This window comes from Pseudomonas cerasi, from assembly GCF_900074915.1.
GTDB classification, from domain to species: domain Bacteria; phylum Pseudomonadota; class Gammaproteobacteria; order Pseudomonadales; family Pseudomonadaceae; genus Aquipseudomonas; species Aquipseudomonas cerasi.
The window spans coordinates 3,629,665-3,645,381 of the sequence record NZ_LT222319.1 but is presented as its reverse complement, the minus strand read 5'-3'; the positions used below and the strand labels follow the sequence as shown (position 1 = coordinate 3,645,381).

Sequence of the window (15,717 nt, the reverse complement as noted above, 5' to 3'; positions counted from 1 at the left end):
TCATGCCCCCGGCCTGTTAACATTCCGCGCTTGATCGACCTAATTCGGGATTTTCCATGACCACCGTTCGTACCCGCATCGCGCCATCGCCCACAGGCGACCCCCACGTCGGCACGGCCTACATCGCGCTGTTCAACTACTGCTTTGCCAAACAGCACGGCGGCGAGTTCATCCTGCGCATTGAAGACACCGATCAACTGCGCTCTACCCGCGAGTCCGAACAGCAGATCTTCGACGCACTGCGCTGGCTGGGCATCGACTGGAGCGAAGGCCCCGACGTCGGTGGTCCGCATGGCCCATACCGCCAAAGCGAGCGCGGCGACATCTATAAGAAATACGCGCAGCAACTGGTCGACATGGGCCATGCCTTCCCGTGCTTCTGCACCGCCGAAGAGCTGGACCAGATGCGCGCCGAACAGCAGGCCAAGGGCGAAACCCCGCGCTATGACGGTCGCGCCTTGCTGCTCTCCAAGGAAGAAGTCCAGCGCCGCCTGGACGCCGGCGAGCCACACGTGATCCGCATGAAAGTGCCGACCGAAGGCGTCTGCGTCGTCCCTGACATGCTGCGTGGCGAAGTCGAAATCCCGTGGGACCGCATGGACATGCAGGTCCTGATGAAGACCGACGGCCTGCCGACCTACTTCCTCGCCAACGTCGTCGATGACCACCTGATGGGCATCACCCACGTACTGCGTGGCGAAGAATGGCTGCCATCGGCACCCAAACTGATCCTGCTGTACGAATACTTCGGCTGGGACAAGCCGCAGCTGTGCTATATGCCGCTGCTGCGTAACCCCGACAAGAGCAAGCTGTCCAAGCGCAAGAACCCCACGTCGGTGACCTTCTACGAGCGCATGGGCTTCATGCCCGAGGCGATGCTCAACTACCTGGGGCGTATGGGCTGGTCGATGCCTGACGAGCGCGAGAAGTTCTCCTTGCAGGAGATGGTCGACAACTTCGACCTGTCGCGTGTTTCGCTGGGCGGGCCGATCTTCGATATAGAAAAGCTGTCCTGGCTCAATGGCCAATGGCTGCGTGATCTGCCGGTCGAGGAGTTTGCCTCGCGTCTGAAGACCTGGGCGCTGAACCCTGACTACATGATGAAGATCGCACCGCATGTGCAGGGCAGGGTAGAGACCTTCAGTCAGGTTGCACCGCTGGCCGGCTTCTTCTTTGCAGGTGGCGTCACGCCTGATGTGAAGCTCTTCGAACACAAGAAGCTGTCCCCGGAGCAGGTGCGCCAGGTGATTCAGTTGATCCTGTGGAAGCTGGAATCGCTGCGTCAGTGGGAGAAGGACCGGATCATGGGCTGCATTCAGGCCGTGGTCGAGCATCTCGAGCTCAAGCTGCTAGACGCCATGCCATTGATGTTCGCTGCGATCACCGGTCAGGCCAACTCGGTCTCGGTGACCGATGCGATGGAAATCCTCGGCCCGGACCTGACTCGCTTCCGCCTGCGTCAGGCCCTCGATTTGCTGGGCGGCGTTTCCAAGAAAGAAAACAAGGAATGGGAAAAGCTGCTGGGCTCGATTGCCTGAGGCATTACCTGTTCCTGTGAATCGCCCCCGGTTTTCCGGGGGTTGAAAGGTAAGTGGTTGTATTACCGACAAAAAACTTTGCAAATTGTAGAAAATAAATTTGACAGCCCTGTCACTCACGCTTAATATGCGCCCCGTCCACTGATGTGGGGCTTTAGCTCAGCTGGGAGAGCGCCTGCATGGCATGCAGGAGGTCAGCGGTTCGATCCCGCTAAGCTCCACCAAATTTAGCATTTCAGAGTGCTGCTACACTGCTCTGAAATGATGTGAAACAAGCGGATCCAGCGACCGTTTGTTTTGCGAGAAGGTTTTGTCCCCTTCGTCTAGTGGCCTAGGACACCGCCCTTTCACGGCGGTAACAGGGGTTCGAGTCCCCTAGGGGACGCCAGTTTCACCGAGGGATGCCGGAAGGTTGATCTCCGCCGAGAGGCGTAAATCCGGGGCTTTAGCTCAGTTGGGAGAGCGCCTGCATGGCATGCAGGAGGTCAGCGGTTCGATCCCGCTAAGCTCCACCAATTTTGCCAGGGTTCATCGTTCGATGAACCTGACTGAAGGTTTTGCGTCCCCTTCGTCTAGTGGCCTAGGACACCGCCCTTTCACGGCGGTAACAGGGGTTCGAGTCCCCTAGGGGACGCCACGATTTCCCGCTCTGCGGGACCAAGGGTCATTCGATTATTGAGTGGCCCTTTTGTTTTTTCAGGTCTGGAAGCCCCGGTTTATAAGGCTTCCAGCCACCTCAGTACCACTCGTCGGCACCGTGCGCCCGTACCGTGTGTCACAGTCAGAACGGCTAGAAACTCCCTCCTTTGACCTGAGCTGAACATTGCTTGCGAGCGGTGCACAGGGTCCGAGCGTTCCCCAGTGTTCACAGGGATTGCTCTAACCCGTCCGGTCTTACTCGTTGTTTCAGGCGGTGCACAGGGGTAGTGCTTTCGGGCGCGCTCACTCCGGTACGACAGCGGGAATGGGTTCCTTCGCCAGCTCACTCTTGATCCTGAACACGGTGGCCCGTCCGCAGCCGCACAGCTTCGCTATCTCATCCGCGCTCAGCTTCTTGGCGAGCAGACCTTGTACCTTGTCCCGTAGCTCAGCATCCTTTGGTCTGCCATTGAACCGGCCTTCTTCCTTAGCGACAGCGATACCCTCAGACTGACGCTGGCGAATGAATGAGCGTTCCAGCTCGCCCACTGCGCCCAGCATTGTCAGGATGAATCGGGACGTTGGTGACTCATCAAAGGTCAGGGAAGGTTCAAGGAACTGCACCGTCACGCCTTGTTTCAGCATCTGGTCTAGCAGGTCCAGCAGGTCTTTTGTGTTACGCCCCAGCCGGTCCACGCTCTTGACGGTCACGGTATCGCCACGGCGTAGCTTCCCGATCATCCGTTGTAGTTCCGGGCGGTCGGTGTTCTTGCCGCTGGCGTGGTCGATGAACACCTCATCCAGCGCCAGCGACTCAAGGGCAGCAGTTTGGCGAGCGGTGTTCTGTTCTTTGGTAGAGACGCGGACGTATCCAAACTTCATGGTGCCACCTCAGCGGGAGTATCAATTCATGAGCCAAACGATACAGGATCATTTGAGTTATGCAATGACACTTGTGAGACTGAAATCACATACCCGACGGATGGTATCGTAACGTGTACCCTATTGAGACCTGGCTAAAGAGATGCAGCTAGACAGCTAGCTGCACCACCAGTCGCTTTGCCTACTTCTTACCTTTCGGCTTTGATGGCGATTTCGGCTTAGGCTTATCTGTCTCTTTCACAGACTCCCGTGGGTTCTTCTTTGCGTCTTTCTCGGTGATGTACTCGCCGGTTACGGCGTCACGATATCGAGTTGGCATAGCTGCTCCTATATGGCACGTCGCCACGTTGCGACACACCAACGCTAGCTCACGCCCACGGCTTTGCAACTGCCCACAGGCGCTAGGCCTACGGGGGCGTGGGAGCTTGTCATTAATGGGAGACACCCTCGCTTGAGCACACTATTTTTACGTTGCGAGTGCAGGCACGACGCAGACCAGACGCAGGCTGAAAAGGGAAGCAGCCGTTAGGCCGCCTCCAGTTCTTGCATGTGCTGCTCCAGCAATCGAATCTGTCGTTCCCGCTCGGCATACTCCAGCAGGATTCCACGCACAGTCCACGCAGGCACAGTCTCCAGAACCATATCCCACTTAATGAACCCGCCAAGGTCTTCCCCCTCCCAATCGACGATAACCGAGAGGTTGTAATTCCTGGGCCAGATACAGTGCCGGGCCATGCTCTTGTCATACGGCCATGTTGGTTCCTTAGGGCAGCCCGCCGGTACGGTGCTGGGCGAGCCACACACTATGTAAACCATCCCACAGGGCGAGGTATCAGACAGGGCGTACTCCTCATGCCAAGGTTTAATAACCGGCTTCTGGTTCCTGTTGGCGGCTGCGCCGCGTCCCCGAGTCACGCCGACACCCCAGCGGTGCGGTGCTGGGCACGATGTAGCGAGACCAGTACAGCCGATGCCAGATACTTCTCGCCGTCAAGCGTTACAACGTACGAGCCGGATGTGGTTTGCCCACCGGCCACCGCTCCAGCTTCACGGCTACGGGTGCCGGTGCATCCGTTCCAGTGGTTCCAACGCAGGCCGCTTGGGCTGGTCAGGTCGGTGCTGAATGCTGCCTGAAACGAGGCCAGGACTTGTTTAGTAATGCGAGCTTTCATAGTTGTTCCTCCAAGGGGATACGGCCCACCCGGAGGGCAGGCATCAAGTTCGTTTAGGTTTTGGAGCCGCAAGGGCTTGAGCGATGGTGCGGACGCACAGCGCTAGTTCTCGGTCTTGTTCAATCAGGGGTTCGATAGCTGCGCGGGTCTGTGCAGGATCACCAGACAGCAGCGCATCGACGGCGAGCATCAGCGGTTCAGTGTCGAGGGCAACGGACCCGGCGCGGATCACCCGGCCACCTTCAAGGCTGTACCGACCGACGACCACAGGCCCCAGCCGGTCCAAGATGGTCCGCTGATCCAGCAGGCGCTGTGTGCGTTGGTGGCGTTGCTGCCAGTTCTCCGAAGCTTGATCATCCGTTGCGGCGTACACAGTGCCGCCGTCTGGCAGCTCCTTGAACACTTGCAGTACGCGGGCACCATTACATGCGCGGCACGTCAGGTTCCGAGTGTGGCGTTCGCAGCCACTACACTCCGCACAGCTCCAGTTCGGATCGTCGAAGGTCTTAGCCCCGGACATGACAGCGGCGTATCGGGCTGGGGCAAGTTGGCGCATGCTATTGAGTCGGCCCTCATACCCCGGATACCCGAGTCGCATACGGATCAAGTCGTCTGCTGTAGGGTGCTGCCCACGTCTGAGCGCGGGTCTCGCATCCCAAACCCCGCTCACACCAGCGCTCTGAGCTTGTCAGGGAACACTGACCCCAAATATGGGGCGGGCTTCGCTGCTTGGGAGCGCTGGAGCATTACCTGTTCACGATCAGCCAGGGCACGCTCCGTACCAGCGGCGGATGCTTCAAGAGGAATCCACTGTTGATCGACGTAAACGCTCAGCACCCAGCCCGCACTTGGCTCAACGGCCAGTGAGTACGACGCCCAGCCCGCAGCATCCTTACCGGTATCAAGCGTTACGTTCCCACGTGAAGTGCAAGCCTCGGCCCATGCATCAGCGAGCGCACGCCAGTTCTGAGTACGACCAGCGGCCAAGGCCGGTACATCGACCTTTGGCCCTGCGAGGTTCTGTGCCATACCAGCACGGTCAGAATCGACCAGCTCCAAAACGAACTTGAATTCAGCATCGGTCAAATGCTCAGCGGCCTTGATCGCCGCTATCTCGCCTTGCAGGGCGGACAGCACTCGATCTTTCCATACATCGTGAGCACTACCAGCAGCGACTCGCTCACGTTCGGCCAGTACATCCCAGCGGTTCCCGATCAGAGAGTTCAAGGCGTGCGCAGCAAATACACGCAGGGCATAACGCAGATCATCAGGCGTCTTGATGGGCTCTCCCACGCCAGCACGAACGGCAAGGCGCAATGCATCGCTCAGCTGTGCGCCGTTCGAGCGCATGTGGCCGGATACGTTCTCTGAGGCTGGCACACCCACTATGCGCGGGGCACGGGCTGGCAGGTCGGCCACGGATTCAGTCGCTACAACTGCATCAGCCTTGGCCAGCAGGTCCGCAAGGTCTGGTAGTTCCTGATCAGCGCCAAAGTGCAGAACGTTCGTCACCGCAGGTGCCAGGGTCACCGGTGCTGCTTCATCGTCGAATGTCAACGGCATCATGAGGTCAGCGTCGGAAAGGTTCGCCAGCGCGGCGAGATTAAAATCGGTCATTGGTCAATCTCCTTACAGGTGGTGGGCAGGTTGCCCGTGGGACTTACTCAGCAGCAGTCGAGCGGTACGCGGCGGCGAAATCTTGAGCGGCGGCAGTGTCCTCAGCGGACTGGCTGGTGTTGCCGAGGTAATAAGCGGCTAGGGCCAAGTCGCCACGGGTCAGCTCTTTACCCTCAAGGATTTGGGCTAGCTCGTCTTCGTATCGGGCCTTTGTCGAAGGCCGGGACAGACTGCGCAGGTGGCTAGTCAGGAACTCAATGCGTTGGCGCTCGGTATAGCTCAGGCTGGATTTAGCCATGTCGTGGTACTCCTTCGGTGGTGGGTCAGTGGGTGATTGCAGCGGTGCGCTCTGCAGAAAGCTCAAACAGGAGGCCAACCACAGCGAATAGGGGCCAAGTGGGATTCAGAGCTGCAAGCTGCTTGTACGAACTACACCCAGTGGCGTCCTCGATTGCGGTCAAGTCGAGGCCAAGGCGGGCGCTGTATTTGCGCAGGCCACCGGCTGTACAGCGGACGTACCACGCTGGCAGACGAATTCCAGTTGCAGCGGCGAGCGTTCGCCAGTGCTCGGTATCAGCAAAATCGAGGCGCAGGTTCTGGCGTGCGTATTGCTGCGCAGCTTCACGCGCGGCAGCGGCCGCGTTAGCTTGCTGACTCTGCCAAGGGCCTGGCACGAATGCGCGGGTGGTGTTGATGGTGTTTACGTATTGCGATTGCATGAAACCTCCAAAGGGGATTGACATAGCTCCGCCATTACCCGGATTACCGAGCGAGAAACGCACGATTGGTCAGAGTCTTGGTGTTGGTATGTCTTTTGAGTTAGCGCAGGAATTCACCCCGGAAACTCGGGGATTTAGGCTGCTATTGATTGATGTGCGGGGTGGTCGAGAAGCAATGCGGGTGCACTGCCTCGGGATAGATGCCCCGTGTCTACCAAGGAGCCAGGTATCACGGGGCTGCCGCATCCGGGACCAATCGAATGCAGCAGGGAAGCTCAGGTGTTATTCGTCTTCGTCTAGCGTGCCTTCGTTGTAACGTCGCAGCCAGTACTGTTCAGGTGTCTCATACGGTGCCTCTTGAATCCAGCGCTGCACGATAGCAAGCGGCTCGCCCAGCTCTTGGGCAATGGCATCAGGCGGTGCGCCTTCATGCGCCATCCGTCGGGCTTGATGGTTAGGCATCAGTTCCGAATCGTCGAGGATCGAGGTTCCGTTCGGGAGGTGTATTTGGGCCATGGGCGTGCTCCTTGAGATTGGCGTATGTCCGTAATAGGTTTATAACCTTAGGTTTTTATCAGAATGGTAGGGTGCCAAAGGGTGCCAAATCTGACACCCCAATTACTCATGCCGCTTTGATCCAGTTACGGACGGTGGATTGACTCCGACCGATACGGGTTGCGATTGCCTTGTAGCCCAGACCATCCGAATGCAGGCGCAATGCTTCAGCGCGTGGATCAAGGCCAGCGTCTGCCACATCCATACGGACCTCATGCTGTGCAAGCTGCGCCCTTAACACTTCAATCTCTCGTTGCATTGCATCTTGTCTGGACTCCACAGCGCTCAGCCGTTGCCGGTCTTTCGTGTGGTCGGCAAGGCTGTACAGGGCTGCGACGGTTCCGGCTAGCGTGCCACTGGTAGCAGCGTTCTCCTTACGACGGGTTAGGACACCTTGCTCACGCATAGCAGTACGGGCGGGGTGCTGGCTCTGCGCCTGCCATTCCGTAGCGATATTGCGACTACTCTTGCTGGCGAGACGGGTGGCTTCTTTGGCTGGGACACCGGCATCACGCAGCATAGCGGCGGCGCTGGGTTTAGCTCCCTCGGTCATACAAACGTCGTGGGCAGTCTTCATAACGTGGCGGACCTCGGGGGCGGTGGCGTAACGGGGTTTGAATCCAGCGGCTTGCAATGCTGCTCTGCGCTGAGCGCTGGCCTCACGGTCGATCCGGGCGAACTCGGAGCCAACGGAGTGCCGTTTCGGACTCCAGCCATCTAAGGTGCCGTTCTTCTGAAAGTGAGTGCTGGCGCTTTTGAGGGTGTTGCTCAGTGCATTGCCGTCCAAGCCGGGGCATGCCTCGTTCACCATCTTCATTGCCCGCATCTGCTCCCGAGTGGTCCACACAGCGGCGGTGGGTGCTACGAACTGAGCAGGCAAACGGTCCAACGTGTTCTGTAAATCTGACATTCGATGGTCCTCATTTCATAGGCATAGCCTCGGTGGTGGATGGTGGGAGTGTAGATAGGGAAGTGCCAATACGCTTTCCCCCGAGTCAGCCGCAGCTTGTACAGTCATTCTCTCTGGTGTGCTAAGTGGGGTTCTATTGTTACTTGCCCACATCACGAATCTAGGCAGAGCACGTTTCTACGCTTTACTTGTACTCATAGGGAGTAACTAAAGCCAATCAGTCTAAGAGACCCGTATTACAAGGCTCTCAGGAGAGTCACCAAAAGATGGGAGTTCAGCCCGCACGGTGGTGCCGCAGGCAGGTTGCTTTCTCTCCTTACTTAAACGCACTAGCTATTGTGAATACACGTTGCGAGGCTCACACGATGGGCCAGGATCAGTCGGGAATATGCTCTCTGACCTTCGCCAGCAGCTCACGCGGTTTGTCCAACGGCTGTGTGCCGCCGTAGATGCTAGTTGCCTTTGCACCGGCAGGCGTGTGCCCTAGGATTCCACCCACCTCATCGGTAGTTGCCCCGACTGCCCGCAGCAGGTCCGCGCAGGTATGCCGCTGGCTGTACAGGCTCAGGCCAGAGTCTTCGCCTAGGGCGCGGGTGAACACACGGGACAGGCTCTTTACACGCTGACGCACCCGTTTATCTCGTTCGGTGGGAGTTGCCCCGGCGGGCATGTTCAATCCTGACAGCACTGCACGGAACAAGGATTCATCATCAGGATGTACCGGCAAGTCACGACGGCTAGCCGCGTTCTTACCACCGCTCAGTGCAGCCTTGAACACCAGTTCACGCTTGCCCAGCACGTCCACACGATAAGTCAGTGCCTCCGGGCCTTCTTGCAATAGCTCACTCGGGCGCAAGGCATACCGGGCCAGCAGAACAACGGCGGGGTAGTGCACCGGAGTACTGGCTTTGATTTGCAGGTGCAGCGCCAGCATTTGTTTAAGTGGGATCGGTTGGCGTTGGTCCTTGCTCATACCAGCGCCAGAGCGAACGGCCTTGGCTACTGCCCCGGCTTTCGGCAATACCATGCCAGCCCATCCCGGTAGCCGTTTTAGCACCGCCAGCAGGCTGTACGCATCGGAATGCACAGACGTGGGTTTACCGCCCCCAGCCAGTTTCTCGGCGCAGTACCGCATCAGGTTCTGGACTTGTTGCTCCTGAGTGCAAGGCCACGTCAGCACCTTCTTACTGAGGCTTCGTACCTTGTCCGCCCGGCCTTTGCTCACGCCTTCGCAGTACTCATCCAGTACGTGTTCATACACCTTCGCGGTGCAGGTTCCGGCAGGCGAATCAGGCGCGGTACGGGCGCTTACAGGCGGTGCCGGGTCGTCTGTTAGAACAGGTACAGGGTTGCCATCTAGCACGCTGTCTAACGCCCGGAGCGCCGCTCTAGCAGTGAGTGGGTGCATCTGCACACCGGGCGGCATCTGCCCCTGAGCGTGCGCCTCAAGCGCCTGTTTCTTCCACTCAATCTCTGCCTGCCAGCCGGGGCGCTGCATCCGGTCTACCACGTCAAGCGTGATGCTGCGCACGACGGCATCAAGGTTGCCCAGTACATCGGTTGCACTCTGCGTAGGTACAGCCTCGGGCGTGCTCTCAGGGGCGGACAGGGCAGCGTCACAGATACGGTCGAACTCCACCGATACAACATGCGCCAGCCTCAGTGCCTCGGATCGGTCAGCAGTACCCAAGGCTCTACGGTATTCGGTACGCCCGACTACCTCTGCAACGTCAGCAGGGAATCGACGACGGTAGCTGTATCGACCGTCGCGGCGGGTGAGGTAGGACATTCAGAACTCCAATGCTGCACGTGTACCGGACGCAGGGAACGTGCACATGCCCCAGAATGGTCGTTCTGAATAAGCTGTGTGTACCAAGGTGAACCCCGCTCTAGCCCATGAATATAGGGGCTTGCAGCGAGTTTTACTAATCGTGTGTGTCACAGCCGTCGGATTATTGAATGGCCCTTTTGTTTTTTCAGGGTTTGAAAAATCCTTCCTTTCAGATTCTTGTTGTTTCCATACACAAATCCAACTAACCCTCGCGCCAATGCTTCGGTGGCCTGCATCAGATGACGCAAGGCGTCACACCTGTACTGCATCATGCCTCGCCGAAGTTACTGCACATAAAAACGCTTTTTTCGCCACGATGACACTCGCAGAACCCCACGTGTGACGCGTGTCGCCACAAAGGGGACGCAGAGCGTCCAGCATTGCACGCCGACGCGGAGCATCGGCACGATAGTCGACATTACGGACATTGCAGACCGTCGTGTGAACGAGGTTCATGACCCGCTACACTCTGTGCACACCTAACTCACATAAGCAGGAGCACGCATGGTCTGGGACCGGGCAACGCCGTTTGTCATCGATCTGAACGTCGCCGCCGAAGACATCGACGGGCTGGGGCATGCCAATAACGCTGTCTATGTGTCCTGGCTGGAGCGCTGTGCCTGGCGTCATTCGCAGTTCCTCGGGCTGGACCTTACCGAATACCGGCGTCTGGATCGGGCGATGGCGGTGGTCAGGCATGAGATCGACTACCTTGCCAGCGCCTACGAGAACGACGAGCTGCAATTGGCGACCTGGATCGTCGACTGGGATCGCCGCCTGAAAATGACCCGCTGCTTTCAGCTCAAGCGTCCTGCCGACAACCTGACCTTGCTGCGCGCGCAAACCACCTTTGTCTGCATCGAACTGTCCACTGGTAAGCCCAAGCGTATGCCTGCCGAGTTCATCGAGGGCTATGGCGCAGCCATCTCTGACAGCGCCGTTCCCAATCCGCACGTCGGGCAGTAAACTGCCGGACTTTTTTTCGAGTGTGACCCATGCAAATTTCTCTGGCGCCCATGGAGGGGTTGGTCGACGACATCCTGCGTAATGTGCTGACGAAAGTTGGCGGCATCGACTGGTGCGTGACCGAATTCATCCGGGTGTCCGAGCGTTTGATGCCAGCGCATTACTTCTACAAGTACGCATCGGAATTTCATCAGGGCGCGAAAACTGACGCAGGCACGCCGTTGCGCCTTCAGTTGCTGGGCTCTGACCCGGTGTGCCTGGCCGAAAACGCCGCGTTCGCCTGCGAGTTGGGTGCACCCGTGCTGGACCTCAACTTCGGCTGCCCGGCCAAGACCGTCAACCGCTCGCGGGGCGGCGCAATCCTGCTCAAGGAGCCGGAACTGCTGCACTCGATTGTCAGCCAGGTACGCCGTGCCGTGCCCAGACCTATCCCCGTTACCGCCAAGATGCGCCTGGGTTACGAAAACACCGATGGCGCGCTGGACTGCGCCAGAGCGCTGGCTGACGGCGGGGCAGAGCAAATCGTCGTTCATGCGCGCACCAAGGTCGACGGCTATAAGCCGCCCGCGCACTGGGAGTGGATTGCGCGCATCCAGGAAGTGGTCAATGTCCCGGTGGTCGCCAACGGGGAAATCTGGACCGTTGAGGATTGGCGCCGCTGCCGTGAAATCTGCGGTGCGCGGGACATCATGATCGGTCGCGGTCTGGTGGCGCGTCCTGATCTGGCCCGGCAGATCGCTGCGGCGCAGAAGGGCGACGAGGTCGTGCCCATGACGTGGGACGAGTTGCAGCCGATGCTGCGGGTCTTCTGGCAGGACTGTCTGGCAAAGATGACGCTGATTCAAGCGCCGGGCCGGCTCAAGCAGTGGCTGGTCCTACTGACCAAAAGCTACCCCGAGGCGACTCTCATGTTCAATACATTGCGCCGCGAAACCGACTGCAATCGCATCAGCGTATTGCTGGGTTGCGCGCCCGGTTGCTTACCCAGAAGCTGATCCCGACGAACGGTCAAAAAAATCCTGAAAAAAGTCTCTTGAAAAGCGAATGGCTGTCCCTATTTTGGTGACCAAGCGATGCCGAACACGGGTCGCGTAAACCACTCGCTGATAAACAGGAGAATTGTTATGGCTACTGCATTTTCTCTGGCTCCACTGTTTCGCAACTCAGTGGGATTCGACCGCTTCAACGACCTCTTCGAGTCGGCGGCGCGAAATGAGACAACCAGCGGCTATCCGCCCTACAACGTCGAGCGGCACACCGATGACCATTATCGAATCGTGATTGCTGCAGCAGGCATGCAAGAGCAGGATCTTGAGTTGCAGGTTGAAAAAGGTGTGCTGACCGTGATCGGCAACAAGCGCGAGCAAGAAGCCGAAAACGTGACGTATCTGCATCAGGGTATTGCCCGGCGTGAATTCAAGCTGTCATTCAGGCTGGCGGACAATATCGAAGTCAAAGGGGCCGATCTGTCTCACGGCCTGCTGAATATTGACCTGGTGCGCAACGTGCCGGAAGAAGCGAAACCAAAACGCATTCCGCTCAATAGCCAAAAAGCGCTGGAAAACTGATCCGACAGGTGATGTTGAGTCAGCGGCATGTAACGGGGAAGGCGCCTGCGGGGCGCCTTCCTTTTTTCAGTCCTGATGTGCGGTTTGCTGCGCAGGCCCTCTGAGCTCCAGCAGGGACTCGAACTGCGGGCCTGGCAGCGGTTCGCTGAACAGATAGCCTTGATAGGTGTAGCAGCCGACTTTTTCCAGAAACGCCAACTGCTCTGAGGTTTCAACGCCTTCAGCGATCACGTTCAGGTTGAGACTCTGCGCCATGGCGACAATGGCACGGATGATTTCTGCGTCGTTGGGATCACTGGTAGCGTCCTGGACGAAGGACTGGTCGATCTTCAGCGTATCCACCGGCAAGCGCTTGAGATAGGTCAGGGACGAGTAGCCGGTGCCGAAGTCGTCCATCGCAAAGCTGACGCCCAGTGCCTTGAGGCTGAGCATCTTGAGGATGGTGTCGTCCAGGTTCTGGATAACGATACCTTCGGTGATTTCCAGCTTGAGCATGGATGCAGGCAACTGATGCAGGGTCAGGCTGCGTTCCACGCGCTCGATGAAATCGTGCTGCAGAAACTGTCGCGGGCTGATATTGACGCCCATCAGGAATCTGTTTTCCGAGATCAGCCCTTGCTTTAACAGCAGGCCACCGGTTTTACAGGCCTCGTTCAGAATATGGCTGCCGACCTCCAGAATCATCCCGCTTTCTTCAAGTATCTGCACGAACTGATCGGGCGCCAGCAGGCCGTATTCGGGGTGTTGCCAGCGCAGCAGGGCCTCGGCCCCGGTGATGTATTCGTTACGACAGTCGACCTGGGCCTGGAAGTGCAGGTGAAATTCGTTGCGGGTCAGCGCCAGGCGCAAGTCATTTTCCAGGCGCAGGCGCTGGCTGACGGCCTGTTGCATGGATACATGGAAAAACTGTGAAGCGTTACGCCCGCAATCCTTGGCCCGATACAGGGCAATATCGGCGCGCTTGAGCAGATCGGCCGGGGTCAGGCCATCATCCGGAATCAGCACCACGCCGATGCTCGGCGTGACCTGCAGACGATGGCCGTCGAGAAACATCGGCTCGGCCAACAGGTTGCGCAGGTTGTCGGCCAGCTCCCGGACTTGCCGGGTGACCTCGTCCTGCGAGCCTTCCAGGCCGCAGATCAATACCACGAATTCGTCGCCGCCGAGGCGTGCCACGGTGTCTTCCTGGCGCACGCTGGCTTCCAGGCGCGCGGCGATGATGCTTAAAACGCTGTCGCCTACCGGATGGCCAAGCGAGTCATTGATGTGCTTGAAATGGTCCAGATCGAGAAACAACAGGGCGCCGCGCAGATTCTGGTGCTGGAGCAGCGACACTTGCTGGCTGAGGCGGTCGAGCAACAGCGCGCGATTGGGCAGCCCGGTCAGTGGATCGTGATAAGCCAGGTGCTGGATCTGCGCCTGGGCATTTTTGAGTTCGCCGATGTCGCGGGCATTCATCAGCAGGCAGGCGGTGTTGTTCAGGGTGATGAACTCGACCGATATATCCAGCACCAGGGGCGCACCGTGCTTGTCTCGCCCGTTCATTTCACGATGATGCACGCGGCCTTTCTGGCGCAGTTCTTCAAGCATATGTTCGCGCTGCAAGGTGTCGGTCCAGATGCCGATTTCATGCGCTGTACGGCCGAGCACTTCCTGGGCGCTGAAACCGGTCAGGCGGCTGAAGCCATCGTTGACCTCGACATAGCGGCCCGAGTCGATTTCAGTGATGGTGATCGAGTCGGGACTTGAATGAAACGCCTTGGCAAATTTCTCCTCGCTGGCCTCCAGTGCGACCTGAGCACACTGCTGGGTAATGTCCAGCAGTGTGCCGGACAGTCTGACGGGCTGGCCCTGTTCATCCCGGTAAATCCGCGCGCGGCTCTCAAGCAGGCGTGACGTGCCGTTTTTCAGCCGGAACCGGTAAGTGACTTGCAGGTAATCCTGCCCGGTTTCGAGCGCCGCGGCATAGAGCGCGCGCATTCGGCGGCGTTCTTCGCCGGGCAGGCTGCCGAAGAACTGCCCGCCAGACTCATTGAAGGGCAGTGCCGGCATGCCGTGCAGCAGCGCCGCGCGTGCCGAGGCTTGCAGCCGGTTGCGGACGATATCCAGATCCCAGGTGCCCATTTGCGCCAGTTCCAGTGCCAGCTCCAGGCGATCACGGGTTTCCTGCAGGATCCGCTCTGCGTCTGTCAGCGGCAGCCTGGCAGAGACCGACTGTGCGGCAACATTCGGCACGGCGTTATCCGGTGGGTTGGGCATGTTATCCGAGCCTTTGATCGATAGGGCGGCCAGAGCGATCTGCCTGCGGCCTGCTGCAGCATCTGTTCACTGTGTCTGCGCATCGAGCAGTTTCATGAATGCCCGTGCCGCATTTGAGAGCGTGCGTTCGGTGTGCAGGATGTAGCCTAGCTGGCGATTGAGCTGTACGCCCGGCAGCGGGATGCGCGCCACCTGCTCGTCGAGCATGGTGCGCGGCAGAACGCTCCAGGCCAGGCCGATGGAAACCATCATTTTGATGGTCTCCATATAGTTGGTGCTCATCGCGATGTTGGGCTTGAGGCCCTGAGCCTCGCACAATCCGCTGACAATATGATGGGTAAACGTGTTACCGCCGGGAAATACCGCCGGATAGCGCACAATATCCTCCAGCTTCATCGGGCCGCTGTTGGCCAGCGGGTGCTCGGGGGCCGCGACGAAATCCAGCGGATCGTCCCAGACGGGCACGGCGCGGATCAGCGTATGCGGCTCGGGCGCCAGTGTAATGACTGCCAACTCGGCGCGCCCGTGAAGAATTTCTTCATAAGCGATTTCCGAATCCAGGAACTGGATGTCCAGTGCAACCTTCGGGTAAGTGAGGGTAAAGGCGCGCAATATCGGCGGCAAACGGTGCAGGCCGATGTGGTGGCTGGTCGCCAGAGTCAGCCGCCCGGTGACTTCCCCGGTCAGGTTGGTCAGGGCCCGGCGTGTGTCATCCAGCACGTTGAGAATCTGGTAGGCGCGCGGCAACAGGGCGCGTCCGGCCTCGGTCAGACTGACTTCGCGGCCCAGGCGATCGAACAGGCGTACGTTGAGTTGCTGCTCCAGACCGGCAATACGTTTGCTGATGGCCGGCTGGGTCAGGTAAAGGCGTTCGCCTGCCCCGGAGAAACTGCCCGTTTCAGCGATGGCGATAAAGGCATTGAGGTTGGCCAGGTCCATGGTCGGATTCCAGTTGGTTATCCAAAGTATGAAAATTATGAATTTGAGTTATTTAAGCATATTCCATAGGATGACCGCACAAGCCAAGGGGTCATCGCAACGATTGCCCAAGGCATAGAAAC

15 protein-coding genes and 4 tRNA genes are annotated in these 15,717 nt (G+C 58.7%); 8 read left to right on the top strand and 11 right to left on the bottom strand.

What is annotated here, in order from left to right:
* The first annotated feature begins 56 nt into the window (after positions 1-56).
* The 5 genes from gltX to PCPL58_RS18690 all read left to right on the top strand — a co-directional run bounded on the left by gltX (position 57) and on the right by PCPL58_RS18690 (position 2,175).
* Positions 57-1,538, top strand: coding sequence for a glutamate--tRNA ligase (gltX, locus tag PCPL58_RS18710; RefSeq protein WP_065350132.1), 1,482 nt, complete (start codon positions 57-59; stop codon positions 1,536-1,538).
* Positions 1,539-1,686: 148 nt separating this feature from the next.
* Positions 1,687-1,762, top strand: a tRNA-Ala gene (locus tag PCPL58_RS18705).
* 88 nt (positions 1,763-1,850) lie between these two features.
* A tRNA-Glu gene (locus tag PCPL58_RS18700) sits at positions 1,851-1,926 on the top strand.
* A gap of 51 nt (positions 1,927-1,977) precedes the next feature.
* Positions 1,978-2,053 (top strand) — tRNA-Ala (locus PCPL58_RS18695).
* 46 nt (positions 2,054-2,099) lie between these two features.
* Positions 2,100-2,175 (top strand) — tRNA-Glu (locus PCPL58_RS18690).
* Positions 2,176-2,480: 305 nt separating this feature from the next.
* Here PCPL58_RS18690 and PCPL58_RS18685 read toward each other — a convergent pair.
* The 9 genes from PCPL58_RS18685 to PCPL58_RS18640 form a co-directional block, all read right to left on the bottom strand.
* Positions 2,481-3,059 (bottom strand): recombinase family protein, encoded by a 579-nt coding sequence (locus PCPL58_RS18685; protein WP_060403809.1) that lies wholly within the window; start codon positions 3,057-3,059, stop codon positions 2,481-2,483.
* A gap of 911 nt (positions 3,060-3,970) precedes the next feature.
* Positions 3,971-4,231, bottom strand: a complete 261-nt coding sequence (locus PCPL58_RS18675) for a hypothetical protein (RefSeq protein ID WP_065350130.1) — start codon at positions 4,229-4,231, stop codon at positions 3,971-3,973.
* Between the two features lie 43 nt (positions 4,232-4,274).
* The gene (locus PCPL58_RS32125) at positions 4,275-4,634 is read right to left on the bottom strand and encodes a hypothetical protein (protein ID WP_232002816.1); all 360 of its coding nucleotides are present in this window, start codon (positions 4,632-4,634) and stop codon (positions 4,275-4,277) included.
* 263 nt (positions 4,635-4,897) lie between these two features.
* The gene (locus PCPL58_RS18665) at positions 4,898-5,848 is read right to left on the bottom strand and encodes a hypothetical protein (protein ID WP_065350128.1); all 951 of its coding nucleotides are present in this window, start codon (positions 5,846-5,848) and stop codon (positions 4,898-4,900) included.
* 43 nt (positions 5,849-5,891) lie between these two features.
* Positions 5,892-6,146 (bottom strand): hypothetical protein, encoded by a 255-nt coding sequence (locus PCPL58_RS18660; RefSeq protein ID WP_003316512.1) that lies wholly within the window; start codon positions 6,144-6,146, stop codon positions 5,892-5,894.
* Between the two features lie 25 nt (positions 6,147-6,171).
* A complete protein-coding gene (locus tag PCPL58_RS18655) occupies positions 6,172-6,591 on the bottom strand; it encodes a hypothetical protein (protein ID WP_065350127.1) in 420 nt (139 codons plus the stop codon).
* Between the two features lie 258 nt (positions 6,592-6,849).
* Complete coding sequence (locus PCPL58_RS18650; protein WP_065350126.1) at positions 6,850-7,083, bottom strand: hypothetical protein; 234 nt, start codon at positions 7,081-7,083, stop codon at positions 6,850-6,852.
* 106 nt (positions 7,084-7,189) lie between these two features.
* A complete protein-coding gene (locus PCPL58_RS18645; RefSeq protein WP_065350125.1) occupies positions 7,190-8,032 on the bottom strand; it encodes a helix-turn-helix domain-containing protein in 843 nt (280 codons plus the stop codon).
* Between the two features lie 376 nt (positions 8,033-8,408).
* Entirely contained in the window at positions 8,409-9,821 is a 1,413-nt protein-coding gene (locus PCPL58_RS18640; RefSeq protein ID WP_060403803.1) for a DUF6538 domain-containing protein, read from the bottom strand.
* A 546-nt stretch (positions 9,822-10,367) separates the two neighbouring features.
* On the opposite strand from PCPL58_RS18640, the gene PCPL58_RS18635 reads away from it, so the two are divergent.
* The 3 genes from PCPL58_RS18635 to PCPL58_RS18625 all read left to right on the top strand — a co-directional run bounded on the left by PCPL58_RS18635 (position 10,368) and on the right by PCPL58_RS18625 (position 12,397).
* Positions 10,368-10,829, top strand: a complete 462-nt coding sequence (locus tag PCPL58_RS18635) for an acyl-CoA thioesterase (RefSeq protein WP_024663306.1) — start codon at positions 10,368-10,370, stop codon at positions 10,827-10,829.
* Positions 10,830-10,858: 29 nt separating this feature from the next.
* Positions 10,859-11,824, top strand: a complete 966-nt coding sequence (locus PCPL58_RS18630) for a tRNA dihydrouridine synthase (RefSeq protein WP_065350124.1) — start codon at positions 10,859-10,861, stop codon at positions 11,822-11,824.
* A 129-nt stretch (positions 11,825-11,953) separates the two neighbouring features.
* Complete coding sequence (locus PCPL58_RS18625; RefSeq protein WP_003316521.1) at positions 11,954-12,397, top strand: Hsp20 family protein; 444 nt, start codon at positions 11,954-11,956, stop codon at positions 12,395-12,397.
* Between the two features lie 66 nt (positions 12,398-12,463).
* On the opposite strand, the gene PCPL58_RS18620 is transcribed toward PCPL58_RS18625, so the two are convergent.
* Both PCPL58_RS18620 and PCPL58_RS18615 read right to left on the bottom strand, forming a co-directional pair.
* Positions 12,464-14,656 (bottom strand): putative bifunctional diguanylate cyclase/phosphodiesterase, encoded by a 2,193-nt coding sequence (locus tag PCPL58_RS18620; RefSeq protein WP_065350123.1) that lies wholly within the window; start codon positions 14,654-14,656, stop codon positions 12,464-12,466.
* Between the two features lie 66 nt (positions 14,657-14,722).
* Complete coding sequence (locus PCPL58_RS18615) at positions 14,723-15,595, bottom strand: LysR family transcriptional regulator (protein WP_065350122.1); 873 nt, start codon at positions 15,593-15,595, stop codon at positions 14,723-14,725.
* Positions 15,596-15,717 lie beyond the last annotated feature (122 nt).

Coding starts and splice junctions, on each gene's coding strand:
- PCPL58_RS18650 (WP_065350126.1), bottom strand. CDS start 7,083: ATGGCCCAAATACACCTCCCGAACGGAACCTCGATCCTCGACGATTCG.
- PCPL58_RS18620 (WP_065350123.1), bottom strand. CDS start 14,656: ATGCCCAACCCACCGGATAACGCCGTGCCGAATGTTGCCGCACAGTCG.
- gltX (WP_065350132.1), top strand. CDS start 57: ATGACCACCGTTCGTACCCGCATCGCGCCATCGCCCACAGGCGACCCC.
- PCPL58_RS18645 (WP_065350125.1), bottom strand. CDS start 8,032: ATGTCAGATTTACAGAACACGTTGGACCGTTTGCCTGCTCAGTTCGTA.
- PCPL58_RS18625 (WP_003316521.1), top strand. CDS start 11,954: ATGGCTACTGCATTTTCTCTGGCTCCACTGTTTCGCAACTCAGTGGGA.
- PCPL58_RS18660 (WP_003316512.1), bottom strand. CDS start 6,146: ATGGCTAAATCCAGCCTGAGCTATACCGAGCGCCAACGCATTGAGTTC.
- PCPL58_RS18630 (WP_065350124.1), top strand. CDS start 10,859: ATGCAAATTTCTCTGGCGCCCATGGAGGGGTTGGTCGACGACATCCTG.
- PCPL58_RS18615 (WP_065350122.1), bottom strand. CDS start 15,595: ATGGACCTGGCCAACCTCAATGCCTTTATCGCCATCGCTGAAACGGGC.
- PCPL58_RS18640 (WP_060403803.1), bottom strand. CDS start 9,821: ATGTCCTACCTCACCCGCCGCGACGGTCGATACAGCTACCGTCGTCGA.
- PCPL58_RS18675 (WP_065350130.1), bottom strand. CDS start 4,231: ATGAAAGCTCGCATTACTAAACAAGTCCTGGCCTCGTTTCAGGCAGCA.
- PCPL58_RS18655 (WP_065350127.1), bottom strand. CDS start 6,591: ATGTCAATCCCCTTTGGAGGTTTCATGCAATCGCAATACGTAAACACC.
- PCPL58_RS18665 (WP_065350128.1), bottom strand. CDS start 5,848: ATGACCGATTTTAATCTCGCCGCGCTGGCGAACCTTTCCGACGCTGAC.
- PCPL58_RS18635 (WP_024663306.1), top strand. CDS start 10,368: ATGGTCTGGGACCGGGCAACGCCGTTTGTCATCGATCTGAACGTCGCC.
- PCPL58_RS18685 (WP_060403809.1), bottom strand. CDS start 3,059: ATGAAGTTTGGATACGTCCGCGTCTCTACCAAAGAACAGAACACCGCT.